This window comes from Streptomyces sp. NBC_00038, assembly GCF_026343635.1.
In the GTDB taxonomy this organism is placed as follows: domain Bacteria; phylum Actinomycetota; class Actinomycetes; order Streptomycetales; family Streptomycetaceae; genus Streptomyces.
Genome location: NZ_JAPELQ010000001.1, coordinates 1,745,624 through 1,770,561, shown reverse-complemented (window position 1 = coordinate 1,770,561; position 24,938 = coordinate 1,745,624). Strand labels below are relative to the sequence as shown.

Sequence of the window (24,938 nt, the reverse complement as noted above, 5' to 3'; positions counted from 1 at the left end):
GGGGTTTCGTAGGAGGACGGGGCGGCAGCCGCCCGGGGGCGTCCCGTGCCGCCGGGCGAGCGCGCACTCGGTGTTGACCAGGGGATGGGCCGACGCATACGTTTCTGCAGGCGGGAAAGCGCTTGCTGTCCCTGGAGCCAGTCCGGGTGCCATCATGCGTTGGCCAACGTCAGACGACCACGTCCGATGGAGTGCTGATCACGAACATGCCCACACCCAGCAACGTCACCAGCTCCGAGACCTCCTCGAACCGCCCCGCGGCCCCGTTCGACGGCCGCCGAATCAGGGCCGCCGTCATCGGTACGGGCGCCATCGCGCGCGGGAGTCATGTCCCCGCGCTGGCCCTACTCGCGGAAGAAGGGGAGACGGAGATCGTCGCCGCGGTCGACATCGCCGAGGACGCGGTTCGGGAGTTCTGCGCGGAGGCGGGCATCCCGCACGCGTACACCGATCTCGACCGCATGCTCGAGGAGCAGCGGCCGGATCTGGTCGTGATCTGTACGCCGCCGACCCTGCATCGCGACCAGACCGTGGCCGCGCTGCGGGCCGGAGCGTGGGTGTGGTGCGAGAAGCCGCCGGTCCTCACACTGGCCGACTTCGACGCCGTCGAGGCGGAGGAGGGGCTGGGCGGCGGCCCGTACGCCGCGATCGTCTTCCAGCACCGCTTCGGCTCCGGCGCACGCCATGTGAAGCGCCTGATCGCCGAGCAGGCCATGGGGCGCCCGCTCGTCGCGCACTGCCAGACGACCTGGTACCGCAATGCCGCCTACTACGCCGTCCCCTGGCGCGGACGCTGGGAGACCGAGGGCGGCGGGCCCGCGATGGGGCACGGTATCCATCAGATGGATCTGCTGCTGGATCTGATGGGGCCGTGGAGCGAGGTGCGCGCCATGGCCGGAAGGCTCGTGCACGACGTGGAGACGGAGGACGTGTCGACCGCTCTCGTCCGCTTCGAGAACGGCGCGCTGGCGACCGTCGTCAACAGTGTCCTGAGCCCGGACGAGGTCAGCCGCATCCGCATCGACTGCGAACGCGCCACCGTCGAGCTCACGCATCTGTACGGGCACAGCAACGACAACTGGCGCATCACCCCGGTTCCGGAAGCGCCGGACGCGGACGTGGCGGCCTGGCGGGACTTCGGTGCGGATGTGCCGAGTTCGCACCTCGCGCAGCTGCGGGACCTGGTCGCGAGCATGCGTGCGGGCGAGCGGCCGCGCAGCAGCGGCGCCGACGGACGCACCAGCCTGGAACTGATCACCGCGCTGTACAAGTCGGCGTTCACGGATACGACCGTCCGTGCGGGGGAGATCGGTCCGGGGGATCCGTACTACACGGCTCTGCACGGAGGCGCTGCCGGCTGGGCGCCCGCGGTTTCCCAGGTCTCCGAGGCGTCTCAGGGGGTGCCCGCATGACCACGTCCCCGGAGAGTGGCCTGCGTATCGTCCACGCGCACGGTGATCGCGTCACGATCAGTGAAGTCGGCACCGGCGTCGAGCTGTTGAGCTATGTCTACGGTCCCGAAGCGGCGTGGGAGGCCCCGAAGCCGTATCTGCATCCGCTCAGGACGCTGGCGAACAACGTTGTCACCGACTACCGGCCCAACGACCACCGCTGGCACAAGGGCCTCCAGATGACGGCCTCGCACCTCTCCGGCCAGAACCTGTGGGGCGGCAACACATACGTTCACGGAAAGGGCTATCTCGAACTCCCAGAGCGCGTCGGGTCGATGGCGCACGTCGCCTTCGACCGGGTGGACTCGGACGACAGCCGCGCGGTCATCGTGGAGCGGCTCACCTGGCATCCGTACGACGGTGAGCTGTGGGCCGACGAGGAGCGCCGGATCGAGGTGCACGACGTCGATCCCGCGTCGGGTTCCTGGGCGCTGACCTGGACCACCGCGGTCACCAACCGGCGCGCGGAGCCGCTGCGCTTCGGCAGCCCGACCACCGCGGGGCGTGAGATGGCGGGCTACACGGGCCTGTTCTGGCGCGGACCGCGGGCCTTCAGGGACGGGCGGGTCATCGGGCCCGACTCCGAAGGACCCGGACTGATGGGGCAGCAGGCGCCGTGGCTCGCGTACTCGGGGGAGTACGACGGTTCCGACGGACACGCGACGCTCGTCTTCGCGCACGCCCCCGAGAACGACCACTCCGGGGAGGCAGGCGCCCACCCGGCCCACTGGTTCGTACGCAACGAACCCTTCGCCGCCGTCGCCCCGTCGCTCGCCTTCTACGACGAACTGGAGCTGGCACCCGGCGACACACTCACCCGCCGCTACCGGGTCGTCGTGGCCGAGGGGGCCTGGGAACGCGAGGAAGTCGCGAAGTACCTGCAGGAGCACCCGTGGTGAGCGGGCAGGATGTACGGGGCGAGACGGCCGTCGAGGGCTTCGCCGGGCTCCCTGGAGCCGTCGCCGTCTCGCACCTCCGCGTCTACGACTGGCCCGCGGCGGACGGCGTCTGTGGCGGAACTCCCCATGTGCACCTGACCTGTTCGGAGGCGTACGTCGTCACCGGCGGGCGCGGCGCGGTGCAGACGCTGACGACGTCCGGGTACGAGGTGACACCGCTCGCGCCCGGCGCCGTCGTGTGGTTCACGCCCGGCACCATCCACCGGCTGGTCAACGAGGACGACCTGCGCATCACCGTCCTCATGCAGAACAACGGTCTGCCGGAGGCGGGCGACGCCGTCCTCACGCTGCCGCCGCAGTACCTGACCGACGCCGAGACGTACGCGGCCGCGACAGCCATCCCGGCGGACGCGCCCGAGGAGGAGCGGGAGCGGGTCGCACGGGCCCGGCGCGACCTTGCCGTCGAGGGCTACTGGGCGCTGCGTGACGCGGACGGACCCGAGCCGCTCGCCGAGTTCCACCGGGCCGCGGCCGCGCTGGTCCGGCCCCGGCTCGCCGAGTGGCGCGAGCGGTGGCGGCGGGGCGCCGAAGCTGCCGCCACGGCTACGGGGCACCAGCTCGACCGTCTGGAGCGGGGCGACGTCACCCACCTCGCGGACGCCGCCGTACGGGCTGAACAGCCGTCCGCGTACGGCCGGTTCGGGATGTGTGGACGGCTCGATGTCTACGACGTCCACAAGGGGACGCCTTAGGGCTGTTGGCAGGGGGCACCGTGGCGTCGTATTCGTCTTTTACGCCGCCGCGGGATCCGTCATGGTCCACTTCTGCGCCGTCGCGGGATCCGTCACGGTCCAGGTCCGTGCCGCCCCGGGGGCCCGTCTCCGTCCGTTTCTACGCCGCCGCAGGGCCCGTCACGGTCCAGCCCGGGGCCTGCGGGTGCGCCGTCAGGTCGTCGTGCTCGACTTCCTTGCCGCACTCCCGGCAGACGACCTGCGGGACCAGTTCATTGCCGCAGGTGTGCTCCAGGACCATGGGCCGGAAGCCGTCCTCCTGGAGGTGCCGGTCGCCCCACGCCATGAGCGTGAGCAGCACGGGCTCCAGCTCACGCCCCGCCTGCGTGGGCAGGTACTCGTAGCGCTTGGGGCGATCGCTGTATTCGACCTTCTTCAGCACGCCGGCGTCGACGAGCCGTTTCAGCCGGGCGGTCAGTACGTCGCGCGGCGCGCCGATGTTGCGGACCAGCTGGTCGAAGCGTGTGGCGCCGAGTGACACCTCGCGCAGCACCAGCAGGGAGTACTTCTCGCCGACCAGGGCGAGCGTGGCGGCGATCGAGCAGGGGCGGGCGTCCTTCATGCGACCAGTCTAGTGGGTTGGTTGTTCCAACCCACTGAGCTACTCTTGAGTCACTTAGCGGGTTTGAAAAGCAAACTCTATGGGTTTGGAGATCAGACATGCGTGACGCCGTGATCGTCGAAGCCGTACGCACCCCCGTGGGCAAGGGCAAGCCGAACGGCGCACTCGCCCACGTCCATCCCGTGGAGCTCCTCGCCCACACACTCCGCAGTCTCGTCGAGCGCTCCGGAGTGGACCCGGCGCTGATCGACGACGTCATCGGCGGCACCGTCGACCAGGTCGGCGAGCAGGCCATGAACACCACGCGGTACGCCGTGCTCTCGGCCGGCTTCCCGGAGGCGGTGCCCGCGACCACGGTGGACCGGCAGTGCGGCTCGTCGCAGCAGGCCGTGCACTTCGCCGCGCAGGGCGTCATGTCGGGCGCGTACGACATGGTCGTCGCCTGCGGCGTCGAGTCGATGAGCCGCGTCCCGATGTGGTCGAACGTGCCGGCGGGCAAGGACCCCTTCGGGCCCGGAGTCGCCGAGCGCTACCCGGAGGGCCTGGTGCCGCAGGGCATCAGTGCCGAACTCATCGCCGCCAAGTGGGGCCTCTCGCGTGAGCGTATGGACGCGTTCGCGGTCGGCTCGCACCAGAAGGCGGCCGCGGCCTGGGACGGCGGCCTGTTCGACGCGGAGGTCGCGCCCCTGGACGGGCTGGCCCGCGACGAGTGCGTCCGGCCCGCCAGCACCACGGAGGTACTCGCCGGGCTCAAGCCCGCCTACTACGACCCCGGCTTCGGCGAGCGCTTCCCGCAGATCGACTGGTCCGTCACCGCGGGCAACGCGAGTCCGGTCAACGACGGTGCGTCGGCCGTGCTCATCACGTCGAGCGAGACCGCCGCCCGCCTCGGCCTGCGCCCGATCGCCCGCCTGCACAGCTTCGCCGTCACCGGCTCCGACCCGCTGCTGATGCTCACCGGCGTCGTCCCGGCCACCGAGAAGGTGCTCCGGAAGGCGGGTCTGACCGTCGACGACATCGATCTCTTCGAGGTGAACGAGGCCTTCGCGAGCGTCGTCCTGGCCTGGCAGCAGGAGACCGGCGCCGATCCGGCCAAGGTCAACGTGCACGGCGGAGCGATCGCCATCGGCCACCCGCTCGGCGCGAGCGGAACACGTCTGACGACCACCCTCGTCCACGCGATGCGCACCCGCGGAGCCCGCTACGCGCTGCAGACGATGTGCGAGGCGGGCGGACTCGCCAACGCGATGGTCCTGGAGGCTGTGTAACGCCGCGTCAGGCGGCCGCTGTCGGGCGCCGCAGCAGTGCGTCAGCGGCCGCGCAGGTGGTGCCGCTTGCGCCAGGCCACCACGATCCCGACGAGGGTCGGTACGGCGATGAACGCCATCGCGATCAGGAAGGCGGGCGAGGTCGGCGCCGAGGCCTGGGCACCGGCGACGACGTACGCCGCGGTGTTCGGAATCGTGCCGAGCGCCGTCGCGAGGAGGAACGGCAGCCAGCCCATGCGGGAGACGGCCGCGCAGTAGTTGGCGGCCCAGAACGGGATGCCGGGGAACAGCCGGGCCGCCATCATCGAGCGGAAGCCGTGGCGGCTCAGCTGCCCGTCCGCCGCCTTCAGCCAGCGGGCGCGAAGCAGCGGGCGCAGCGCGTCCTGCCCGAGCAGCCGGCCGAGCCCGAAGGCCAGTCCGCCGCCGAGCACCGTGCCTCCGATGGCGGCGGCGAGGCCCAGCTGGGAGCCGAACAGGGCGCCCGCGGCGAGACTGAGCAGCGGCCGCGGCACGAACGCGACCGTGACAAGGCCGTACGCCACCGCGAAGGCGACGACCGCCGCGGCACCGTTGAGCTGCGGTGGCCAGCCGTCGGAGAGCAGCCGCTGCGGTTCGAACAGCAGCACGCTGGACGCGGCCCCCGCGAGCAGCGCCACGAGCAGGGAGAGGCGCGACCAGGGCGACAGCAGGGCTCGCGTGCAGCGGGCGGCAAGGCCGGCGGACGCGACGGCCGGAGCTGTAGGTGTGGCGACGGCGATCTCCGCGGCGATGGCGAACTCCGGCGCGGCGAGCTCCGAAGCGGCGGCCGGGGGAGTGGCCGTGGCGGTGCCCCCAGAGCGGTTGGTGGCATCGAGCATCCGGTGACACTAACCGACCGACGTGTGTGATCGCCGTATGGTTCGTCTCATGGGCGTCACAGCTTCGGGAACGTCAGGTGCGCCGTTCGAGGTGCCGAACAGCGTCCTCGCGGACAGCCTGTTGGAGCGGCTCACGGTCACCTATGCCGCGGCGGCCGATCCTGAACGGGCCGCGTCGATGCGCGCGTACATGAAGGACATCGCGCCCTTCCTCGGCCTGGCCACACCCGAGCGCCGCGCCCTGTCGCGGACCGTCCTCCTGGACACGGCGCGCCCCGACGAGGCCGACTGCACGGCGCTCGCGCTGCGCTGCTGGGAGCTGCCGGAACGCGAGTACCACTACTTCGCCGTCGACTACCTGAGCCGCCATGTGAAGCGCCTGTCGTCCGGCTTCCTGCCGGTGGCACGGCACCTCGTCGCCACGGTCTCCTGGTGGGACACCGTCGACGCACTCGCCTCCCACGTGGTGGGAGGCCTGGTGACAGCCGATCCGAAGCTGAAGGCCGACATGGACGCGTGGATCGAGGACGACGACCTGTGGGTCGCGCGTACGGCCCTGCTCCACCAGCTCCGCTACAAGGAGGCCACCGACACGGAACGCCTCTTCGGGTACTGCCTCCGCCAGTCCGGGCACTCCGACTTCTTCATCCGCAAGGCGATCGGCTGGTGTCTGCGGGAGTACGCGAAGACGGACCCCGAGGCGGTACGGGACTTCCTCGCCAGGGAGCGCGGACGGTTCGCGCCGCTGTCCGTGCGCGAGGCTCTGAAGAACATCGGTCCCTGAAGTCTCCTGACGCACCACCGGAAACACCCGCGTCCAGGACGCGTCCTGGACGCGAAAAACCATTCGACGTGGGCAGACGCGTCGGCGAAGATCTCCTCATGTTCCGGTACGCCTCCTTCCTCGCAGCATCCGCAGTCGCGGATGCGCCGAAGGCTGCCGTCCCGATCATCGCGGCCGCTGTCGACGGCGCCCGAAGCTGACCCTTCCCGGATTGTCCGGCGGACCCCGCAGGGGGAGGGTCGGCAAGTCCTTGGGGGTCCCCGCTCCGGCCCGTACATACGCGCCGGGGCCATCACTCAGCTCCGCTGACATGAAGAGGCTTCGAGGTACAGCCATGCCCAAGACCGCTTACGTGCGCACCAAACCGCACCTGAACATCGGCACCATGGGTCACGTCGACCACGGCAAGACCACCCTGACCGCCGCCATCACCAAGGTTCTCGCCGAGCGCGGCTCCGGCACCTTCGTACCGTTCGACCGGATCGACCGGGCGCCGGAGGAGGCCGCGCGCGGCATCACCATCAACATCGCGCACGTCGAGTACGAGACCGACACCCGGCACTACGCGCACGTCGACATGCCGGGGCACGCCGACTACATCAAGAACATGGTCACGGGCGCGGCCCAGCTCGACGGGGCGATCCTCGTCGTCTCCGCGCTCGACGGGATCATGCCGCAGACCGCCGAGCACGTGCTGCTCGCCCGGCAGGTGGGCGTCGACCACATCGTCGTCGCCCTGAACAAGGCCGACGCGGGTGACGAGGAGCTCACCGACCTCGTCGAGCTGGAGGTCCGCGAACTGCTCTCCGCGCACGGGTACGGCGGCGACTCCGTACCGGTCGTACGGGTGTCCGGTCTCAAGGCCCTTGAGGGGGACCCTCGTTGGGCGGCGTCGATCGACGCGCTGCTCGACGCGGTGGACACGTATGTGCCCATTCCGGAGCGGTACCTGGACGCGCCGTTCCTGTTGCCGGTCGAGAACGTGCTCACGATCACCGGGCGCGGGACCGTCGTCACCGGAGCGATCGAGCGCGGCACGATCCGGGTCGGAGACCGGATCGAAGTGCTCGGCGCCGCCGTCGACACGGTGGTCACCGGCCTGGAGACCTTCGGCAAGCCGATGGAGGAGGCGCAGGCCGGGGACAACGTGGCGCTGCTGCTGCGTGGGGTGCCCCGCGACGCGGTTCGGCGCGGGCACATCGTCGCCGCGCCCGGCAGTGTCGTACCCAGTCGCCGGTTCTCGGCGCAGGTGTACGTCCTGTCGGCGCGGGAGGGTGGACGTACGACGCCTGTGTCCACCGGGTACCGGCCGCAGTTCTACATCCGTACCGCGGATGTGGTCGGCGACGTCGACCTCGGTGAGATCGCCGTTGCCCGGCCCGGTGACACCGTCACCATGGCGGTGGAGCTCGGGCGGGACGTTCCACTGGAGCCCGGTCTGGGGTTCGCGATCCGTGAAGGGGGTCGGACCGTGGGTGCGGGGACGGTGACGTCGGTCGGCTGACGGGGTTCGGGTGCCTGCCTAGGAAGGCGGGCATCCGCTCTCCCGTACCCGGGGTGGGGGCGGGGTTGTGGGTTTTCGCCCCCTCCGCCCCTTCCCGTCCCGTCCCTGGGGGCTCCGCCCCCAGACCCCCGTTCGCCCGAAGGGCTCGTCCTCAAACGCCGGACGGGCTGAAAGATCTCTCCCCGGCCGGAGCTGATGGGGTAGGGCGGCACAATGGATCCGTGGACGACGAGCCGATACCCGTGACGCGGGACGTGGATCACGGGACCGCCAAGCTGATGCCGGATGTCGACCGGAAGCGGGCGTGGCTGCTGACGGTGGACGGGGCGCCGCAGTCGTACGTCGATCTGGACGCGCCCACGCATCTGGAGTTCGAGTACGCGCGGCGGCTCGGGCATGTGGTGGACACGGTCGCGGAACCGGGGCTGGCGCTGGACGTGCTGCATCTGGGCGGAGGCGCGCTGACGCTGCCCCGCTATGTCACCGCGACCCGGCCCGGGTCCGTGCAGGACGTGGTGGAGGCCGACCTCGGCCTGCTCACCCTCGTTGTCGAGCATCTGCCCGTGCCCGACGGCGCGGGTATCGCGCTGCACGGCGCGGACGCCCGCACCTGGATCGAGGACGCCGTGCCCGACTCCGTCGACATCGTGATCGCGGACGTCTTCGGAGGCTCGCGCGTCCCGGCGCATCTGACCTCCGTGGCGTACGCGCGGGCGGCCGAGCGGGTCCTTCGCGCCGACGGCGTCTATCTCGCGAACCTCGCCGACGCCGCGCCCTTCACCTTTCTGCGCTCCCAACTCGCCACGTTCGCCGCGGTGTTCGAGGAGCTGGCCCTGATCGCCGAACCGGGCGTGCTGCGCGGCCGCCGCTTCGGCAACGCGGTGCTCGTGGCCTCCCACCGTCCCCTCGACACCGCGACCCTCTCCCGCCGCACCGCCTCCGACGCCTTCCCTGCGCGCGTCGAACACGGCCCCGCACTGCGGGAGTTCATCGGCAACGCGCAGCCCGTACGGGACGAGAACGCGGTCCCCTCACCCGAGCCGCCCGACGGTGCCTTCAGCATCGGCTGACGGCGGAACCCGGTCCGGCGTCCTTTGTGTTTCCGTTTTCGTCCGCGACTCCCACTCGATGGACCGACGGGGTCAGCCGTCCAGTTCAACCAGCAAGCCACGAATGCGCTGTTCGATCTCGTCGCGGATCGGACGAACCGAGGCGACCCCCTGCCCGGCGGGGTCGTCGAGCTGCCAGTCGAGGTAGCGCTTTCCGGGGAAGACCGGGCAGGTGTCACCGCAACCCATGGTGATCACCACGTCGGACGCTTGCACGGCCTCGACGGTCAGCACCTTCGGCGTCTCGGCGGAGATGTCGACGCCGACTTCCTTCATCGCCTCGACGACCGCCGGGTTGACGGTGTCGGCGGGGGCGGAGCCGGCCGAGCGGACTTCGACCTTGTCTCCGGCGAGGTGGGTGAGGAATGCGGCAGCCATCTGCGACCGCCCTGCGTTGTGAACGCAGACGAACAGCACGGATGGACGCGGGGTGGGAGTGCTCATGGCGGGTGTCTTTCTGGGTTCGGGACTCAGCGAGCGGACGGGGTGGCGAGTTCGGTCTCGCCGTGAGGAACGACGACATCGGTTTCAGCGGGGGCCGGTTGGCCGAACACCGCCACCATCAGGCCCAGGCCGACAACGGCACCGATCAGTTGGGCTGCGATGAACGGGGTTACGGAGTGCGGAGCGATCCCCGCGAACGTGTCGCTGAAGGCCCGGCCGATCGTCACCGCAGGGTTGGCGAACGACGTGGAGGAGGTGAACCAGTACGCGGCTCCGATGTAGGAGGCCACCGCGACCGGCGTGAAGGTGACGCGGTCGGTCCGGGCCAGACCGAAGATCAGCAGGATGAGCCCGGCGGTCGCAACCATCTCGCCCAGCCACAGGTGGCCGGCGGAGCGGTCGTGCGCGGACCACTTCACCAACGGTTCGGCGAACATCGCATTGGCCAGCATCGCGCCGCTGATCGCCCCCGCGATCTGAGCGGGGACGTACACGGCCACGTCCCGCACGGTGAGGCCGTCGCCCTTCCCACGCCCGACGAACCAAGCAGCAAGCGTGACGACCGGGTTGAAGTGGGCGCCGGAAACCGGCCCGAGCAGCGTGATCAGCACGCCCAGGCCGAAGACGGTGGCGAGCGAGTTGGCGAGCAGCTGCACTCCGACATCCTGTGACAGCCCGGTCGCCTGGATGCCGGAGCCGACCACCACCGCGACCAGCGCGGCCGTCCCCACCGCTTCAGCCACGGCACGCCGTCCCAGCGAGGCACTCACGCGGGCGCCCCGGCAGGCTGAGGAGCTGTCAAGAACGCACCCAAGCGGTCCAGGACACCGGGCAGCGCCCAGTAGTAGACCCAGGTCCCACGCCGCTCGCAGTCGATGAGACCGGCCTGGCGCAGCAGCTTGAGGTGGTGGGAGATCGTCGGCTGAGACAGCTCGAACGCGGGCGTCAGCTCACACACGCACACCTCGCCGCCCTCCCGTGAGGCGATCATCGACAGCAGTCGCAGCCGTACGGGATCCCCCAGGGCCTTGAAAGCCTTCGCCAGCTCGGTGGCCTGCCCCTCGTCCAGGGGTGCGGTCGCCAGCGCCTGGCAGCAGCCGCCGTCCGTGCCCTGACCGAGCACCTCAAGTTCTTGTTTCGACATTCCTCTATGTTGACGTTTTTCGATTCAAGGCGCAAGGTTGCATCGACAAACGTCAATACAGGCCGCTCGGGCCCCGCCAGGCCCGTCATCCAGGAGTGAGTCATGAGCGAAGTCATGAGCGAGCAGTCCACCGATCTGCGCGAGACGGTCCGCCGCCGGTACGCCGCGGCAGCAGTGCAGGTCACCGAGGGCGGCACCGCCTGTTGCGGACCGCAGCCGGTCGAGATCGACGAGAACTTCGGCTCCACCCTCTACGCCGCCGACGAGCGCGATGCTCTGCCCGCCGAGGCCGTCGCCGCCTCCCTGGGCTGCGGCAACCCCACGGCCGTCGCAGACCTCCACGAAGGCGAACGCGTCCTCGACCTCGGCTCGGGCGGCGGCATCGACGTGCTGCTCTCCGCCCGCCGCGTCGGCCCCACGGGCAAGGCCTACGGCCTCGACATGACCGAGGAGATGCTCGCCCTGGCCCTCGCCAACGTGAAGAAGGCGGGCGCGACGAACGTCGAGTTCCTCAAGGGCACCATCGAGGCCATCCCGCTCCCCGAGAACACCATCGACGTCGTGATCTCCAACTGCGTGATCAACCTGTCCACCGACAAGGCCTCGGTGTTCGCCGAGACCTACCGCGTCCTGACCCCCGGCGGTCGGATCGGCGTCTCCGACGTCGTCGCCGATGACGCCCTCTCCCCTGCCCAGCGTGCGGAACGCGGCGACTATGTCGGCTGCATCGCGGGCGCACTCTCCTTCACCGAGTACCGCGAAGGCCTTGAGGCGGCAGGGTTCACGAACATCGAGATCGCCGCCACGCACTCCGTCGCCGACGGCATGCACTCGGCCATCGTCCGCGCCACCAAGCCGGCCGATGCCCCCGCCGGTGCGGCGGAGTCGACAGACGGCTGCTGCGGCGTCAGTGCCTGCTGCACCCCCGCCGAGACCCCCGTCGATTCCGCAAGCACCGTCGCCCAGGCCAAGGCCGCCTCAGGCTGCCGCTGCCAGGACTAGCGGACGCGACCTGCCGTCCCGCGACCGCGCACGGCCCGTCCACCGGAAGCGGCACCCGCGAGCACAGCGGACGGGGTGCGGTGCGGAACATCGCTGCGCGACCCGCACCGCACCCCGTCGGCTCACCGCTCCGCGCGGCCCGTGACCCGCCTCGCTGGTTCACGCTCCGCGCGGCCCGCGACTCAGCCCGTCGGCTCACCGTGCAGCCGTACCGTGCCGAGGATCTTCTGCACGGTCGCGTCGGAGACCTCCTCGGACACGCCCTTGGCTCCGTAGAAGGTCCAGGCCACGAAGTCGTCCGCCGAGTTCTTGAAGGCGAAGGTGGTCGCCTTGCCGTCGGAGTCGCACTTGTCCTTCTTGGGGACGCCGGACGAGTACGTCGTGACGACGCTGCCCTTGATGCCCGAGGCCGTCGTGTACGCCTTCGGCTCACCGATCGTCAGCAGCTTCTTCGAGGCGTCCTTCTGGTCCGTGTAGCCGCCGAAGACCCACCAGGCCGAGTCGTTGCGCGCGACGTCGTCGGTGTTCTTGGCGCCGCTCTGCCCCTTGGTGCCCACGGCTGCAAGCGCCGAGTCCTCCTCGTAGCCGTCCTTGTCGGCGTCGGAGGTGCACCACTTCTCCTGGAGGAAGGCGGGAGCGGACATGCCGATCAGTGCGGAACCGTCGCCCTTCGCATCGTCCTCGAAGCCGATGAACGTACCGGGAGTCTGGACCTCCCAGTCCGCCGGAACGTCGAACGCCGTGCCCCACTTGGGATTGACGACGACCTTCCAGCCCGCGATCGTCGCCTTCTCCTCGTCGCCGCCGCGCGGGTTGTCGTCACCGCCGCTCGCGCTCGGCGAAGCGGAGGTGGGCGCCGTGGTGGGGGACTTGGACGGATCGCCACCCGCGTTGTCGTCCTTGTCGCCGCCGAGGACGAGGAAGCCGGTGACACCTGCCGCGATCACGACAGCGGACGCCGCGACGATCGCCGTGATCTTGGTCTTGTTCCCTCCACCGCCCCCGGCACCCGGACCGCCGGGCGCTTGCGGCGCCCCGGGAGGCTCCGGTGGAACCCCCCACTGAGGCTGCCCCGGCTGCTGTCCGTACGGGTTGGGCTGCGGATACCCCGTCTGCTGGTATCCGGGCTGTTGGTACGGATTCGGCTGCTGGTACCCCGGCTGCTGGTACGGGTTCTGGTCCTGCGGGTTCTGCTCGCCCCCGGGCGGCTGCTGTCCTGGCCACATGGGCCATCACCTTAGTGCCGCCTGTGACTCGTTTCGGTCACTGTGTCTCGTCAGCCATGTACCGGATCAGTAGTCCGACGGGGTGTCATGGAGACGTACGGTGGCGAGGATTCTCCGTATCGTCGCGTCCGGTACCTCGGCGGACACGCCCTTGGCTCCGAAGAACTCCCACGACACGATGTCGCCGGACGGGTCCAGGAAGGAGAACACGGTGGCCTTCCCGTCCGTGGCGCACTTTTTCGATTTCTCCACACCCGCCGACGAGGCGGTGGCCAGACTGCCCGTGATGCCGGACTTCGTCGTGTACGACTCCACCGCACCGGCCGTGACCAGCTCCATGTCGGGTTGGGTGTAGGCGCCGTAGACCCACGTCGCCGCGTCGTCGCGGGCGGCCTCCGCGGGGCTCTTCGCCCCGTTGTTGCCCTTGGTGCCGACGGCCGCGAGCGCCGAGTAGTCCTCGTGTCCGTCCTTGTTCTCGTCGGAGGCGCACCACTTCTCCTTCAGGATGGCGGGGGCCGCGACACCGATGAGGGGCTTTTCCTCGGGGTCGTCGTCCTCCGCGACGTAGGTGACCCAGCTGGTCGCCTTCAGCGCCCACTCCGGGGGAACGTCGAACGCGATGCCGCGCTCGGGGTTCACCACGGTCTTCCACCCGGCGACGGTCGGCTTCTCGTCGTCGCCGGTGCCGCGTGGTTCACTCGCCGGACTCGACTGCTGGGACGGGGAGTTGGTCAGTTGGGGAGCAGTTTCGTCGTCCTTGCCGCCGCCGCCGAGTACGGCGAATCCGGTCACCCCGGCCGCGACCACGACGGCTGCGGCCGCGACGATCGCGATGACCCTCGTCCGCCCGCCGCCGTCTCCTGGCGGGGGTGCGGCCGTGGTGGTCGCGGGGACCGTCGGGACGTTCCAGGGGCCCGGAGGCTGTTGGTACGGGTTGGGCTGCTGATGTCCGGGTTGGTGATACCCCGGCTGCAGATACGGATTCGGCTGCTCGCCGTACTCGGGACTCCGCTGATTCTGCGGACTCCGCCCGCCCCCTGGCGGCTGTTCTTCTGGCCACATGCGGCGTAACGATACGGCGATCATCGACCGCCCCTGGTCAGGATTTGCTACTCGTGGGTAACATGCCGGTATGAGCGCAGACCAGATGTCGATCGGCGAGATGCTCGCCGCCACCGTGCCGATGGCCCGGACGCTGAACCTCGAGTTCGTGGAGACCACGCCGGAGAAGGCCGTGGTGGCTCTTCCGGATCAGGGCGACTACCACAACCACGTCGGCGGGCCGCACGCCGGAGCGATGTTCACGCTGGGGGAGTCGGCGAGCGGGGCGATCGTCCTCGCCGCGTTCGGGGAGCAGCTGTCGCGCGCCGTGCCGCTCGCCGTCAGTGCCGAAATCGCGTACAAGAAGCTCGCGATGGGGCCCGTCACGGCCACCGCGACGCTCGGCCGCCCCGCCGCCGATGTCGTCGCCGAACTCGACGCCGGTCAGCGTCCCGAGTTCCCCGTCGCCATCGCCATCCGGCGCGGTGACGGAGCGGTGACCGGCGAGATGACCGTGGTCTGGACGCTGCGCCCGAACAGCTGAGCCGAGCGTCATGCATGGAGCCCTGGCCGGGCGGTACGGAAGTACTGCCCGGCCAGGGCTGTGTAGCGGGTCTGGTCGCACCGGTCGCGTCGACCACTCGCACGAAGGGCAGCCGTGCTCCGCGACGCCCCCGTCACGGCTGCGGGCGACCCGCAGCCGACCCACCGTCCGGCCACCCCGTTCGGTTCTTGTCGCGCCACCCCCCTTTTCTGTTCACTTCATTGACACGAGTCACCTCCGGTCATAGTTTTCGCGCCGTACCCGTGGTGCCTGACGTCGTGTCAAGTCGGCTCTGACGCATAGTGCGTTCAAGGGCCGAACGCGAGCGCCGTTGGCACGTGTACATGCGGTCCACAACGACGTGCCCGCGCACCGAAGGAGTGACGGCTCATGTCCCACACCTTTTCCCGGCGATCGGCCCTGCGGCTGCTGGGCGGCGCCATCGCGGTCGCCGCGGCGGCCACCGCGACCGGTTCCGCCCCGTTCGCCTATGCGGAGAGCAGATCCGGCGCCGGCCCTCGCGTAGAGGGTTTGATCAGCAAACTCACTCCTGACGAGAAGATCTCCCTGCTGCACGGAGCCACCGACCCCGCCTCCCTCGGCCAGGCCGGATACGTGCCCGGAGTCCCCCGCCTCGGCATCCCCCCGCTCCGCCTCGCCGACGGCCCCGCCGGTGTCCGCGTCACCCGGCACGCGACGGCCCTGCCCGCCCCCGTCCTGCTCGCCTCCGCGTTCGATCCCGCACTCGCCCGCCGCTACGGCCAGGTCATCGGACGCGAGGGCCGCGCCCTCGGCCAGGACGTGCTGCTCTCCCCGATGGTCAACCTCATCCGCACCCCGTACGCGGGCCGCAACTTCGAGACGTTCAGTGAGGACCCGCTGCTCTCCGGCGACCTGGTCGCGGCCGAGATCCGCGGCATCCAGGGCGAGGGACTCATCGCCACCGTCAAGCACTTCGCGCTGAACAACCAGGAGAAGGACCGCATGTCCGTCGACGTGCGGGTCGACGAGCAGACCATGCACGAGGTCGAACTGCGCGGCTTCGAGGCGGCCATCGGGGCCCGCTCGGGCGCGGTCATGGGTGCGTACAACAAGGTCAACGGCACCTTCGCCTGCGAGAACAAGGCGCTGCTCACCGACGTCCTGCGCGACCAGTGGGGCTTCGAGGGCTGGGTGATGACCGACTGGTTCGCCGCGCACAGCACCGCGGCCGCGATCACCGCGGGCCTCGACATGGAGATGCCGGACGGCACCTACTTCGGGGACGCCCTGAAGAAGGCCGTGCAGAACGGCGGCGTCTCCGAGACCTACGTGGACCGGGCCGTACGCCGCGTCCTCGCGGTGATGGACCGCTTCGGGCTGCTCGACGGCAGCATCCCGCCCCGCCCCGACCGTGACCCGGGGGCGGGCGCGGCGGTCGCCCTGGAGGTCGCCAAGGCGGGGGCGACGCTCCTGCGCAACGAGCGCCGGACCCTCCCCCTGACCGGCGGCAGCATCGCGGTGATCGGCCCCACCGGCTCCCTCCCGTTCGTCAGCGGCGGCGGCAGCGCCCATGTCGTCCCCGACCGCGCCGACAGTCCCCTCGACGTCATCAAGTCCCGCGCGGGACGCGGCGCGAAGGTGTCGTACGCGCTCGGCGAGGACCTCTTCGGCAAGGCGATTCCCAGCGGCGCGCTCACCGCGGGCGTCGACACCGAGGCCCAGGGCGTCGCCGCCGGGCAGACCTGGACGTACGACGGGACGCTCACGGTCGCGGACGCCGACGAGTGGACCTTCGTCATCCACTACTCGGGCGAGCGGCCCAAGGTGTTCGTCGACGGCGAGGACCTCTTCCCCGTCGCGCCCGGGTACGGCGAGTTCTTCCAGGGCGGACTCGTCACCGCCGCCCCCGACGGCCTGTCCGTGCGCCGCAAGACGCTGAACCTGGCCAAGGGCCCGCACAAGGTCGAGATCACCGCGAAGGGCGGGACCGGCGGGCAGCTGTTCCGGCTGCGGCGCAGCACCGGCGCGACCCGCGCGCAGGACGTCGCCGAGGCGGTCGGGGCCGCACGCGCCGCGCACAGCGTCGTCCTCTTCGCCTACGAGGACGCGACGGAGGGCCAGGACCGTACGACCCTCGCGCTCCCGGGCCACCAGTCCGAGCTGATCGAGGCGGTGACGGCGGTGAACCACCGTACGACCGTCGTCCTCAACACCTCCTCCTCGACCTCCATGCCCTGGTTGCGGCGCACGGCCGCCGTGCTCCAGATGTACTACCCGGGCCAGGAGGGCGCGGCCGCCACCGCCGCCGTCCTGTTCGGCGACTGCGATCCCGGCGGACGCCTCACCCAGTCCTTCGCGGTGGACGACGACCACCACCCGGTCGCCGGCGACCCGCTCCGCTATCCGGGCGTCGACGGCACGGAGGAGTACTCGGAGGGCATCCACGCCGGCTACCGCTGGTACGACACCGAAGGTGTGCGCCCGCTGTTCCCCTTCGGGCACGGACTCTCGTACACCTCCTTCGCGTACGACGATCTGCGCGTACGCCCGGCCCGTCGCGGCCTCGAAGTGAGCTTCACCGTGCGCAACACCGGGCGGCGCGAGGGCGTCGAGGTCCCGCAGATCTATGTCGGCCCGTCTCCGGATCTGCAACTCGACCAAGCAGTACGGGTGTTGGGCGGATATCAGCGGCTCACGCTGCGCGCGGGGGAGCGGCGCAGGGTCACCGTGGTCGTCGAGCGGCGCACTCTCTCCTCCTGGGACGTGAAGCGACATGACTGGGTGCTCGGTACCGGGCGCCGCACCCTTTGGGTGGGGGCGTCGTCGCGGGATCTGCGGCTGCGGACGAACGTGGAGGTGAGCGCGTGATGCGTCGACTGCTCGTCGGGCTCACCGCCCTCGCAGCCGTTCTCGCCGTCCCCGTGCCCGCCCAGGCCGGGGGCCGGCCGCACGCTCTCGTGCGAACCGACGCGGGCTGGGTCCGTGGCGAAACCACCGCCGAGGGGCGGCAGTTCCTCGGAATTCCGTATGCGCAGCCGCCCGTTGGGGACCTCCGCTGGAAGAACCCGAAGCCCGTCGAACCGTGGAAAGGCGTGCGCACCGCACGCGACTTCGGCAATCGGTGTGTACAGACGGCGAGTTGGGATCCCGGCTACGAACAGCCCAGCCATACCGAGGACTGCCTCGACCTCAATGTGTACGTCCCCGAAGGCGCCGGACGGCGTCCGGTGATGGTCTGGCTGCACGGCGGCGGGCTCACCGCGGGCGCCGGTGAGGACATCGTGCCCGACACCTTCGCACGGCAGACCGGCGCGGTCGTCGTGACCGTCAACTACCGCCTCGGCGCGATGGGCTTCCTCGCCACGGCAGGACTCGACGGCGAGGCACGCGACGGTGTCTCCGGCAACTTCGGCATGCTCGACCAGCAGGCCGCGCTGCGCTGGGTGCGCTCCAACATCGGCCGCTTCGGGGGCGATCCGGGCCGCGTCACCATCGCGGGCGAGTCGGCGGGCGGCCGTTCAGTCTGCACGCAGATGGCCTCGCCGACCTCAAAGGGCCTGTACCGCGCGGGAATTGTCGAGAGCGGCGCCTACGCGAACTGCGCGGCGCGCACCCACGGGCCGGCGGTCGAAGCCGGTGCCGCCTTCGCGAAGAAGGTGGGCTGCGCCGACCTCTCGCTCGCGTGTCTGCGCGCCAAGTCCTCCGCCGAGATCCTCGCAGCGCAGGCAGGCTTCGACTGGGGTCCCGTAGCCGGCGGCGACTTCCTGCCCGTGCAGCCCTTCGAGGCGTACGCGAAAGGCGCGGCCTCCGGGGTTCCCGTACTGAACGGGGCGAACAAGGACGAGGGCCGGATGTTCGCCTTCGCCCAGTTCGACGCGGCCGGGACGCCCCTCACGGCCGAGCGGTATCCGACGGTGGTGACGGACGCCTGGGGCGCTGACCTGGGTGGACGGGTGATCCAGCGCTATCCGCTCGCGGACTACCCCTCTCCGAGCATCGCGTACGGCACCGCCTTCGGCGACTACCTGATGGCGTGCCCGGCGCTCCGGCTGAACGGCGCCCTCGCGACCCGCGGCCCGGTCTACTCGTACGAGTTCGCCGACCGCACCTCCCCGCCCTTCGCCTCCCTGCGCGAGCTGAACACGGACTTCGACTTCGGGGCGACCCATGTCAACGAGGTGCAGTACCTCTTCAAGCACTTCGGGATCGAGACACCGCTGAACGCCGAGCAGCGGGTGCTGTCGCGGCAGATGGTGCAGTACTGGGGGTCCTTCATCCGCGGTGTTGTGCCGCGTGCGGACGGACAGCCCGCGATGCCCGACCGCTCCGAGCTGGTGCTGTCGCTGCGGACCGCGTCCGGGGGCGGGAACTCCCTGAGCGCGACCGTCCATCAGGAACACCAGTGCGACCTGTGGGACGCGGCCGTACTCGGCTGACGGGTAGGCTTCCCGGCGTGCGCGCGGCTCGCTTCGCGCGTACGCCGGGAATGCAGGTACGCGAACGGGAGGATCCGGCGTTGCACGTCCAGGAATGGCTCGAGACGGTGCCCGCGGTCGCCATCTACGCACTGGTGGGGCTGGTCATCGGCCTGGAGAGCCTGGGCATCCCGTTGCCCGGCGAGATCATCCTGGTCTCCGCGGCGCTGCTCTCCTCGCAGCACGGCGGGATCAACCCGGTCATCCTCGGTGCGTGCGCCACCGTGGGAGCGATCGTCGGCGACTCGATCGGCTACGCCATCGGCCGCAAGGGCGGACGGCCACTCCTTGCCTGGCTGGGCGCCAAGTTCCCCAAACACTTCGGTGAGGCGCACATCGCGACGGCCGAGCGGTCCTTCGAGAAGTGGGGCATGTGGGCCGTCTTCTTCGGCCGTTTCGTCGCCCTGCTGCGGATCTTCGCGGGCCCGCTCGCGGGCGTGCTGAAGATGCCGTACTGGAAGTTCCTCATCGCCAACGTCCTCGGCGGGATCATCTGGGCCGGCGGCACCACCGCGGTCATCTACTACGTGGGCGTGGTCGCCGAGGACTGGCTCAAGCGCTTCTCCTACCTCGGTCTGGTCGCCGCGGTGCTCATCGGGCTCGCCTCGATGCTGGTCGTGCGCCGCAAGGCGAAGAAGGCGGCGGCCCAGCACGAGGCGGCCGAACGCGAGACGGCCGAGCCGGCCGAGGCGGGGGCAGTCCCGGCGCCCGCCGCCGACTGATCCACACCGGATCAGGCCCGACCTGAGCCGGTCACTTCTCCTCGTGCACCGCGCGGTGCGTCTTCGCCCGCTCCACGTACCAGGCGCCGTTCAGCGAGATGCCCTCGCGCTCCTCGTCGGTCAGCTCCCGCTTGACCTTGGCGGGTACGCCCGCGACCAGTGAGCCCGGGGGTACCCGCATGCCCTGCGGCACCAGCGCCTGAGCGGCCACCAGTGAACCGGCGCCGATCACCGCGCCGTTGAGGACCGTCGCGCCCATCCCGATCAGGCAGTCGTCCTCGACGGTGGCGCCGTGGATCACGGCGTTGTGCCCGACCGAGACGCGTTCGCCGACCGTGAGGGGGAAGCCCGGATCCACGTGGAGCGTGCAGTTGTCCTGGATGTTGCTGTCGCAGCCGACCACGATCGGACCACCGTCGGCGCGCAGCACCGCGCCGTACCAGATGCTCGCCCCCGCGTGCAGGGTCACCTCGCCGATCACGACGGACATCGGGGCCACGAAGGCCTCCTGGTCCACCTTCGGATCCTTGCCGCCGATCCCCGCGATCAGCGCCTGCTGCGTCATCACCGTCTCCTCCTCGTCGGTACTCCGGCACCGTATGCCATCGGTACCGGGCCGGGTGGGGCGAAGATCACAGCCGTACGACCTCATCGGCGCACGCGGTGCTGAGTACCGTGAGCGGGTGCCCACGAGCAAGAACACGTTCTCATCATGGCGGCGCCACCTCGCTCAGCGTGCCGTCCACGCGGGCTGGGCCTGGGTGCAGCGCACGGGTGCGGTGACGGCCGAACACCCGGGACGGCTCCGCTTCGGCGCGATAGGAACGAGTACCAGGCTGGCCTTCCCGCTCGGCACGGTCTTCGGCGAACGCTGGATCCACCTCGGTTCCCACTGCATCGTCGGCGAACAGGTCACACTGACCGCCGGTCTGATGCCCGACCTCGACCTCGGACCCGACCCGATCCTGCGCATCGGCGACGGCGTGGTGCTGGGCCGCGGCAGCCATGTCATCGCCGACACGACGGTCACGATCGGCAGCGACTGCTACTTCGGCCCGTATGTGTACGTCACGTCCACGAACCACTCGTACGACGATCCGCAGGTGCCCATCGGGAAGCAGTGGCCGCGGATGGAACCGGTGGAGATCGGGTCCGGCTGCTGGATCGGGACCGGTGCGGTGATCCTGCCGGGCGCGCGGATCGGGCGGAACGTGGTGGTGGCCGCCGGCGCGGTGGTACGGGGTGAGGTGCCGGACCACGCGGTCGTGGCAGGCGCTCCCGCACGGGTCGTACGGCGCTGGGACCCGGTGGACGGATGGCAGCCGCCGCTGCGGACGCCGGCGCCGGTGCCGATTCCCGACGGGGTGACGCCGGAGCAGTTGTCGGCGCTGTCGGGGCTCGACGAGGAGACGGCGGCGCGCTTGGCGGCGCTGGACCTCGAGGCTTAGGCCGCCCCCAGCGACGTACGCGCCGAGCCTGACTCAGCCCGTCGCCAGCAGGACCGTGCCGACCAGGGCGAGGCCCGCGCCCGCCGCCTGGACGCCGCGCAGCCGTTCGCTGAGGATGCCGCGCGCGGCCACGGCCGTGACCACCGGATACAGCGAGGCGAGAACGGCGGCGACGGTGACCGGGCCGTGCTGGGCGGCGATGGAGTACGTGCCGTTGGCCGCGACATCGGCGAGGCCGACGAAGGCGAGCGCGGGGAGCAGGCCCCAGGGGAAACCGCCCTCGGGGAGGGCCCGGGCGCCGCGTTTCACCGAGACGTAGAGGGCCGTGCCGCCCGCCGCCACATTGGTCACCCGCTGTACGAACAGGGCGAGGAAGAGGCCGGTGAGGCTCGACGAGGCCTCCGCGATCAGCGACATCACCGCGCCGAAGCCGAAGGCCGCGAGGAGGGTGAGTAGTACCGCCTGCCGCTGCACCGGGGCGCCCTTGAGCTGCGGACCGCCCGCCAGCAGGACGCCCACGACGGCGACCGCGATGCCCGCGAACTGGAGCAGGCCCGGACGTTCGCCCAGTACGAGGCCCACGCCGACCGGTACGGCGACACCCAGGGAACCGAGCGGCGATACGACGCCCATCGGGCCGAGGGCCAGCGCCTTGTAGAAGGCGAGCATCGCGACCGGACCGACCAGGCCCGCGGCCACCGCGAACCACAGCTGTGGGCCGGCCTCGCTCCAGCCGCCGGTGGCGACCACGACCGCGCCGAGGACGACGGCTGCGATCGTCTGCGAGGCGACGACCACCGTGAGGGCGGGCATACGTCGGGTCAGCAGCCCTCCGCCGAAGTCGGCCATGCCCCACAGGAGGCTGGTGGCCAGGGCGAAGAGTGCTGTCACGGGGTGCCTCGCAGTACAGTTCGGTGAACGATCCGGTGCACTACACAATAGTTCACTGAATTGAACTCTGTCATTCAAAATATTGGACGGAATGTGTCGGACCTCGACCTCCTGACCCAGTCCCTGGCGCGCAACGTCAAGCGCTGGCGCACCGAGCGCGGCTTCACCCTGGACACGCTCGCCGCCCGCGCCGGAGTGAGCCGCGGCATGCTGATTCAGATCGAGCAGGCCAGGACCAACCCCAGCCTCGGCACCGTCGTCAAGATCGGCGACGCGCTCGGCATCAGCATCACGACCCTCCTGGACTACGAGCAGGGCCCCAAGGTCCGGATCGTCCCGGCGGACCAGGCCGTACGGCTGTGGCACACCGACGCCGGCAGCTACAACCGGCTGCTGGCGGGCACCGAGGCGCCGGGACCGCTGGAGATGTGGGACTGGCGGCTGATGCCGGGCGAGGGCAGCCCCTCCGACCCGCACCCCGCAGGCACCGTCGAGCTCATCCACGTCACGGTTGGCGAGCTGACCCTCACGGTCGACGGCGCCGAGCACCGCGTCCCGGCGGGCGCCAGCGCCTCGTTCGAGGCCAACACCCCTCACACGTACGGCAATGACGGCGATGTGCCGGTGGAGATGATCATGACGGTGTCGGTGCCGGGCGTGCACTGAGACACCCGACCGCGGGCTCGGGCACGGCTGTTAGCGTGCCGTCATGCGCGCACCCATCGGACACTTCGACCACGCCATGCCCGCCCCCGACTGCCTCGCCGAACTCATTGGCCCGGTCGCCGACGCCGTACGCGACTGGCGGGGCGACGTTCCCGCCGAACAGATCGTCTACGTCGACACGGACCCCGACTGGGCCGACACCGCGACCTTCGTCGAGCACTACGGCAAGGAACTGCTCGACCAGTCCGCCAACTGCGTGGTCGTCGCGGGCAAGCGCGGCGGCGAGACCACGCTCGCCGCGTGTGTCGTCCTCTCCGCGACCCGCGTCGACGTCAATGGCGCGGTCCGCCGCCAACTCGGCGCCCGCAAGGCCTCGTTCGCGCCGATGGACATCGCGACCGGGGAAACCGGCATGGAGTACGGCGGCATCACACCCATCGGACTCCCCGGGGACTGGCCGGTGTTGGTCGACTCGGCGGTCGTCGAACTGCCGTATGTCTTGGTCGGAAGCGGGCGACGGCGCGGAAAGCTCCTGGTGCCGGGCAAGGCGTTCGCGGAACTGCCCAACGTGGCGGTGCTGGAGGGGCTGGGCGTCGCCTGACGGCGGCTCAGGCGACGGCGTCAGGTGGGAGTTGCCCTCGCCCGGTGCCGGGGCGGGGCTTTCGGCCCCTTCCGCCGCGCGGCACGATCGAGGCCGGGTGGAGCTGTCGAGTGCGGTGTGCTGTCGGGCTCGGCGTCGTCTGACGGTGGCGTAGGCGGTGGTGTGATGCGCGAGTGTCGGGTGGAGTCGCTCTCGCGCGGTGCGGGGCGAGGTTTCCGTGGAGCTGTCGAACGCGGTGTGCTGGACGGCTTGGTTTCGCCTGGCGGCGCGTCAGGGTGTGGTGTGATGCGCCAGCGTCAGGTGGAGTCGCTCCCGCGCGGTGCGGGGCGAGGTTTCCGTGGCGTCGTCGAACGCGGCGTGCTGGACGGTTTGGCTTCGCCTGGCGGCGCGTCAGGCTGGGGTGTGATGCGCCAGCGTCAGGTGGGGGTCGCTCTCGCCCGGTGCCGGGGTCGGATCGGCGTGGACCAGGGCCGCGGTGAGCTTCGGTACGGCGTGCAGCAGGGCGTGTTCGGCCTCGACGGCGATGTCGTGGGCCCGGCGTACGCTCACCTCGCCGTCGACCACGACCGCGACCTCGGCCCGCAGCCGGTGCCCGATCCAGCGAAGCCGCAGCTCACCCACCCCGCGCACGCCCGGCACCTCCCGCAGCGCCGCCTCGGCCCGGTCGACCATCGCCGGGTCGACCGCGTCCATCACGCGCCGGAACACCTCGCGCGCGGCGTCGCGCAGCACCAGCAGAATCGCGGCCGTGATCGCCAACCCGACCAGCGGGTCGGCGAGTTGCCAGCCGAGTGCCGCGCCGCCCGCGCCCACGAGGACGGCCAGTGAGGTGAATCCGTCCGTACGGGCGTGGAGTCCGTCCGCCACCAGCGCGGCGGAGCCGATCTCGCGGCCGACGCGGATGCGGTGGCGGGCGACCCACTCGTTGCCGAGGAAGCCGATGACCGCGGCGACGGCGACGACCGGGATGTGGTGCAGCGGCCGGGGGTTCAGCAGCCGGTCGACCGCCGTCCAGGCCGCGAAGGCGGCGGACGCGGCGATCGTCAGCACGATCACGATGCCCGCGAGGTCCTCCGCCCGGCCGTAGCCGTACGTGAAGCGTCGCGTTGCCGCGCGGCGGCCCAGCACGAAGGCGATCCCGAGCGGCACGGCGGTGAGGGCGTCGGCGGCGTTGTGCACCGTGTCGCCGAGGAGCGCGACCGACCCCGAGAGCACGACAACGACCGCCTGCGCGGCGGCAGTTAGCCCGAGGACGACCAGGGAGACCCAGAGGGCGCGCATGCCTCGGGCCGACGACTCCAGGGCGGGGTCGAGTTTGTCGGCGGTTTCGTGGGAGTGGGGGGTGAGGAGGTGGCGGAGGCGGTGCGTGACGCGACGAGAGCGAGGGTGCGGGTGCTGGTGGGGGTGGTCATGATCGTGCTCATGGCTGTGCCCCTGCGGCGAGTTGTGGCCGTGGCTGTGGCCCTGCCGTGAGTCGTGTTCGTGGGAGTGGCCGTGGGTGTGCTCGTCGCTCACGTGGGTCCCCTT

At 70.7% G+C, this 24,938-nt stretch carries 25 protein-coding genes; 15 read left to right on the top strand and 10 right to left on the bottom strand.

The genetic code is table 11. The features are described from left to right. Positions 1-206 precede the first annotated feature (206 nt). Genes OG219_RS08255 through OG219_RS08245 form a run of 3 tightly spaced genes read left to right on the top strand, consistent with a single transcriptional unit; the run spans position 207 to position 3,102 of the window. On the top strand, positions 207-1,412 hold the full coding sequence (locus OG219_RS08255; RefSeq protein WP_266824416.1) for a Gfo/Idh/MocA family protein: 1,206 nt from the start codon (positions 207-209) through the stop codon (positions 1,410-1,412). Then, positions 1,409-2,350 (top strand): PmoA family protein, encoded by a 942-nt coding sequence (locus OG219_RS08250; RefSeq protein WP_266824414.1) that lies wholly within the window; start codon positions 1,409-1,411, stop codon positions 2,348-2,350. The genes OG219_RS08255 and OG219_RS08250 overlap by 4 nt, the downstream gene beginning before the upstream one ends. After that, positions 2,347-3,102, top strand: a complete 756-nt coding sequence (locus OG219_RS08245) for a cupin (RefSeq protein WP_266824412.1) — start codon at positions 2,347-2,349, stop codon at positions 3,100-3,102. The genes OG219_RS08250 and OG219_RS08245 overlap by 4 nt, the downstream gene beginning before the upstream one ends. A gap of 139 nt (positions 3,103-3,241) precedes the next feature. Here OG219_RS08245 and OG219_RS08240 read toward each other — a convergent pair whose 3' ends face one another. Beyond that, on the bottom strand, positions 3,242-3,703 hold the full coding sequence (locus OG219_RS08240; protein WP_266824410.1) for a helix-turn-helix domain-containing protein: 462 nt from the start codon (positions 3,701-3,703) through the stop codon (positions 3,242-3,244). Between the two features lie 98 nt (positions 3,704-3,801). On the opposite strand from OG219_RS08240, the gene OG219_RS08235 reads away from it, so the two are divergent. Next, complete coding sequence (locus OG219_RS08235) at positions 3,802-4,971, top strand: thiolase family protein (protein ID WP_266824408.1); 1,170 nt, start codon at positions 3,802-3,804, stop codon at positions 4,969-4,971. 41 nt (positions 4,972-5,012) lie between these two features. On the opposite strand, the gene OG219_RS08230 is transcribed toward OG219_RS08235, so the two are convergent. Beyond that, the gene (locus OG219_RS08230) at positions 5,013-5,828 is read right to left on the bottom strand and encodes a TVP38/TMEM64 family protein (RefSeq protein ID WP_266824406.1); all 816 of its coding nucleotides are present in this window, start codon (positions 5,826-5,828) and stop codon (positions 5,013-5,015) included. 49 nt (positions 5,829-5,877) lie between these two features. Between OG219_RS08230 and OG219_RS08225 the strand changes: the two genes are divergently transcribed. The 3 genes from OG219_RS08225 (at position 5,878) to OG219_RS08215 (ending at position 9,186) form a co-directional block, all read left to right on the top strand. Then, entirely contained in the window at positions 5,878-6,612 is a 735-nt protein-coding gene (locus tag OG219_RS08225; protein WP_266824404.1) for a DNA alkylation repair protein, read from the top strand. Between the two features lie 334 nt (positions 6,613-6,946). Then, positions 6,947-8,116, top strand: a complete 1,170-nt coding sequence (gene tuf, locus OG219_RS08220; RefSeq protein ID WP_266824402.1) for an elongation factor Tu — start codon at positions 6,947-6,949, stop codon at positions 8,114-8,116. Between the two features lie 278 nt (positions 8,117-8,394). Beyond that, positions 8,395-9,186 (top strand): spermidine synthase, encoded by a 792-nt coding sequence (locus OG219_RS08215; protein WP_266836035.1) that lies wholly within the window; start codon positions 8,395-8,397, stop codon positions 9,184-9,186. A 72-nt stretch (positions 9,187-9,258) separates the two neighbouring features. Here the strand turns inward: OG219_RS08215 and OG219_RS08210 are convergent, their stop codons facing one another. From OG219_RS08210 to OG219_RS08200, 3 genes are read right to left on the bottom strand one after another with little or no spacing between them, the layout of a single operon-like run. Continuing rightward, positions 9,259-9,669 (bottom strand): arsenate reductase ArsC, encoded by a 411-nt coding sequence (locus tag OG219_RS08210; protein WP_266824400.1) that lies wholly within the window; start codon positions 9,667-9,669, stop codon positions 9,259-9,261. A gap of 26 nt (positions 9,670-9,695) precedes the next feature. After that, positions 9,696-10,439 (bottom strand): MIP/aquaporin family protein, encoded by a 744-nt coding sequence (locus OG219_RS08205; RefSeq protein WP_266824398.1) that lies wholly within the window; start codon positions 10,437-10,439, stop codon positions 9,696-9,698. Next, a complete protein-coding gene (locus tag OG219_RS08200; protein WP_266824396.1) occupies positions 10,436-10,813 on the bottom strand; it encodes a helix-turn-helix transcriptional regulator in 378 nt (125 codons plus the stop codon). Before OG219_RS08200 ends, OG219_RS08205 begins: the two co-directional genes overlap by 4 nt. Before the next feature lie 114 nt (positions 10,814-10,927). Here OG219_RS08200 and arsM point away from each other — a divergent pair, with 114 nt between their 5' ends. Next, positions 10,928-11,815: an arsenite methyltransferase gene (gene arsM / locus OG219_RS08195; protein ID WP_266836034.1), complete on the top strand. Its 888-nt coding sequence runs from the start codon at positions 10,928-10,930 to the stop codon at positions 11,813-11,815. A 182-nt stretch (positions 11,816-11,997) separates the two neighbouring features. Here the strand turns inward: arsM and OG219_RS08190 are convergent, their stop codons facing one another. Together OG219_RS08190 and OG219_RS08185 are read right to left on the bottom strand one after the other, a co-directional pair. After that, positions 11,998-13,041, bottom strand: coding sequence for a hypothetical protein (locus OG219_RS08190; protein WP_266824395.1), 1,044 nt, complete (start codon positions 13,039-13,041; stop codon positions 11,998-12,000). Between the two features lie 66 nt (positions 13,042-13,107). Further along, positions 13,108-14,103 (bottom strand): hypothetical protein, encoded by a 996-nt coding sequence (locus tag OG219_RS08185; RefSeq protein WP_266824394.1) that lies wholly within the window; start codon positions 14,101-14,103, stop codon positions 13,108-13,110. Positions 14,104-14,173: 70 nt separating this feature from the next. Between OG219_RS08185 and OG219_RS08180 the strand changes: the two genes are divergently transcribed. The 4 genes from OG219_RS08180 to OG219_RS08165 all read left to right on the top strand — a co-directional run bounded on the left by OG219_RS08180 (position 14,174) and on the right by OG219_RS08165 (position 19,805). Next, positions 14,174-14,626, top strand: coding sequence for a DUF4442 domain-containing protein (locus OG219_RS08180; protein WP_266824392.1), 453 nt, complete (start codon positions 14,174-14,176; stop codon positions 14,624-14,626). Between the two features lie 390 nt (positions 14,627-15,016). Continuing rightward, positions 15,017-17,476, top strand: coding sequence for a beta-glucosidase (locus OG219_RS08175; RefSeq protein WP_266824390.1), 2,460 nt, complete (start codon positions 15,017-15,019; stop codon positions 17,474-17,476). Next, on the top strand, positions 17,476-19,044 hold the full coding sequence (locus OG219_RS08170; RefSeq protein ID WP_266836033.1) for a carboxylesterase/lipase family protein: 1,569 nt from the start codon (positions 17,476-17,478) through the stop codon (positions 19,042-19,044). The genes OG219_RS08175 and OG219_RS08170 overlap by 1 nt, the downstream gene beginning before the upstream one ends. 80 nt (positions 19,045-19,124) lie before the next feature. Next, positions 19,125-19,805 (top strand): DedA family protein, encoded by a 681-nt coding sequence (locus tag OG219_RS08165; RefSeq protein WP_266836032.1) that lies wholly within the window; start codon positions 19,125-19,127, stop codon positions 19,803-19,805. Positions 19,806-19,836: 31 nt separating this feature from the next. Here the strand turns inward: OG219_RS08165 and OG219_RS08160 are convergent, their stop codons facing one another. Continuing rightward, a complete protein-coding gene (locus OG219_RS08160) occupies positions 19,837-20,370 on the bottom strand; it encodes a gamma carbonic anhydrase family protein (RefSeq protein ID WP_266824388.1) in 534 nt (177 codons plus the stop codon). A 118-nt stretch (positions 20,371-20,488) separates the two neighbouring features. Between OG219_RS08160 and OG219_RS08155 the strand changes: the two genes are divergently transcribed. Next, positions 20,489-21,253 (top strand): acyltransferase, encoded by a 765-nt coding sequence (locus OG219_RS08155; RefSeq protein WP_266824386.1) that lies wholly within the window; start codon positions 20,489-20,491, stop codon positions 21,251-21,253. A 33-nt stretch (positions 21,254-21,286) separates the two neighbouring features. Here the strand turns inward: OG219_RS08155 and OG219_RS08150 are convergent, their stop codons facing one another. Beyond that, entirely contained in the window at positions 21,287-22,144 is an 858-nt protein-coding gene (locus OG219_RS08150) for a DMT family transporter (RefSeq protein ID WP_266824384.1), read from the bottom strand. A gap of 93 nt (positions 22,145-22,237) precedes the next feature. Here OG219_RS08150 and OG219_RS08145 point away from each other — a divergent pair, with 93 nt between their 5' ends. Beyond that, entirely contained in the window at positions 22,238-22,810 is a 573-nt protein-coding gene (locus OG219_RS08145; RefSeq protein ID WP_266824382.1) for a helix-turn-helix domain-containing protein, read from the top strand. 43 nt (positions 22,811-22,853) lie between these two features. After that, positions 22,854-23,411 carry a YbaK/EbsC family protein gene (locus tag OG219_RS08140; RefSeq protein ID WP_266824380.1) on the top strand — a complete coding sequence of 186 codons (558 nt, stop codon included), beginning with the start codon at positions 22,854-22,856 and terminating at the stop codon, positions 23,409-23,411. 390 nt (positions 23,412-23,801) lie between these two features. Here OG219_RS08140 and OG219_RS08135 read toward each other — a convergent pair whose 3' ends face one another. Further along, positions 23,802-24,926 carry a cation diffusion facilitator family transporter gene (locus OG219_RS08135; RefSeq protein WP_266824378.1) on the bottom strand — a complete coding sequence of 375 codons (1,125 nt, stop codon included), beginning with the start codon at positions 24,924-24,926 and terminating at the stop codon, positions 23,802-23,804. Positions 24,927-24,938 lie beyond the last annotated feature (12 nt).

Excerpts from the sequence above, each read along its gene's own strand:
- OG219_RS08185 (WP_266824394.1), bottom strand. The coding sequence starts at position 14,103 with ATGTGGCCAGAAGAACAGCCGCCAGGGGGCGGGCGGAGTCCGCAGAAT.
- OG219_RS08255 (WP_266824416.1), top strand. The coding sequence starts at position 207 with ATGCCCACACCCAGCAACGTCACCAGCTCCGAGACCTCCTCGAACCGC.
- OG219_RS08235 (WP_266824408.1), top strand. The coding sequence starts at position 3,802 with ATGCGTGACGCCGTGATCGTCGAAGCCGTACGCACCCCCGTGGGCAAG.
- OG219_RS08160 (WP_266824388.1), bottom strand. The coding sequence starts at position 20,370 with ATGACGCAGCAGGCGCTGATCGCGGGGATCGGCGGCAAGGATCCGAAG.
- OG219_RS08170 (WP_266836033.1), top strand. The coding sequence starts at position 17,476 with ATGCGTCGACTGCTCGTCGGGCTCACCGCCCTCGCAGCCGTTCTCGCC.
- arsM (WP_266836034.1), top strand. The coding sequence starts at position 10,928 with ATGAGCGAGCAGTCCACCGATCTGCGCGAGACGGTCCGCCGCCGGTAC.
- OG219_RS08200 (WP_266824396.1), bottom strand. The coding sequence starts at position 10,813 with ATGTCGAAACAAGAACTTGAGGTGCTCGGTCAGGGCACGGACGGCGGC.
- OG219_RS08210 (WP_266824400.1), bottom strand. The coding sequence starts at position 9,669 with ATGAGCACTCCCACCCCGCGTCCATCCGTGCTGTTCGTCTGCGTTCAC.
- OG219_RS08180 (WP_266824392.1), top strand. The coding sequence starts at position 14,174 with ATGAGCGCAGACCAGATGTCGATCGGCGAGATGCTCGCCGCCACCGTG.
- OG219_RS08250 (WP_266824414.1), top strand. The coding sequence starts at position 1,409 with ATGACCACGTCCCCGGAGAGTGGCCTGCGTATCGTCCACGCGCACGGT.
- OG219_RS08225 (WP_266824404.1), top strand. The coding sequence starts at position 5,878 with ATGGGCGTCACAGCTTCGGGAACGTCAGGTGCGCCGTTCGAGGTGCCG.
- OG219_RS08230 (WP_266824406.1), bottom strand. The coding sequence starts at position 5,828 with ATGCTCGATGCCACCAACCGCTCTGGGGGCACCGCCACGGCCACTCCC.
- OG219_RS08190 (WP_266824395.1), bottom strand. The coding sequence starts at position 13,041 with ATGTGGCCAGGACAGCAGCCGCCCGGGGGCGAGCAGAACCCGCAGGAC.
- OG219_RS08240 (WP_266824410.1), bottom strand. The coding sequence starts at position 3,703 with ATGAAGGACGCCCGCCCCTGCTCGATCGCCGCCACGCTCGCCCTGGTC.
- OG219_RS08140 (WP_266824380.1), top strand. The coding sequence starts at position 22,854 with ATGCGCGCACCCATCGGACACTTCGACCACGCCATGCCCGCCCCCGAC.
- OG219_RS08215 (WP_266836035.1), top strand. The coding sequence starts at position 8,395 with ATGCCGGATGTCGACCGGAAGCGGGCGTGGCTGCTGACGGTGGACGGG.
- OG219_RS08175 (WP_266824390.1), top strand. The coding sequence starts at position 15,017 with ATGTCCCACACCTTTTCCCGGCGATCGGCCCTGCGGCTGCTGGGCGGC.
- tuf (WP_266824402.1), top strand. The coding sequence starts at position 6,947 with ATGCCCAAGACCGCTTACGTGCGCACCAAACCGCACCTGAACATCGGC.